Source organism: Vibrio sp. 10N.286.49.E11 (assembly GCF_041469505.1).
GTDB classification, from domain to species: Bacteria; Pseudomonadota; Gammaproteobacteria; order Enterobacterales; family Vibrionaceae; genus Vibrio; species Vibrio crassostreae_C.
In genome coordinates this window covers 1105-1471 of the sequence record NZ_JBFRKQ010000171.1, presented here as the reverse complement: position 1 = coordinate 1471, position 367 = coordinate 1105, and the positions used below count along the sequence as shown (strand labels likewise).

2 tRNA genes are annotated in these 367 nt (G+C 48.0%); both read right to left on the bottom strand.

Annotated features, from left to right (window positions below):
* Nucleotides 1–69: 69 nt before the first annotated feature.
* A tRNA-Arg gene (locus AB4167_RS22140) sits at nt 70–146 on the bottom strand.
* A gap of 58 nt (nt 147–204) precedes the next feature.
* Nucleotides 205–281 (bottom strand) — tRNA-Arg (locus tag AB4167_RS22135).
* Nucleotides 282–367 lie beyond the last annotated feature (86 nt).

The window sequence follows — 367 nt, the reverse complement described above, 5'->3', positions numbered from 1 at the left end:
AGCTAAGGACGCACGGTTTTCGATATCAGTATTTCCAATATCAGGAGTTCACAAGGAAACCCTAAAGAGTGGCGCGTCCTGGAGGATTCGAACCTCCGACCGCCTGGTTCGTAGCCAGGTACTCTATCCAGCTGAGCTAAGGACGCGCAGTTTTCGATATCGGTATTCCCAATATCAGGGGTTCATAAAAGAAACCCTAAATAGTGGCGCGCTCTGGAGGATTCGAACCTCCGACCGCCTGGTTCGTAGCCAGGTACTCTATCCAGCTGAGCTAAGAGCGCACGGTTTTAGTATCAATTCGTTGTAAACAACAACTCAATACAAGGATTTCTGTTCTTATAAGAAAGAAGCCCTAAATAGTGGCGCG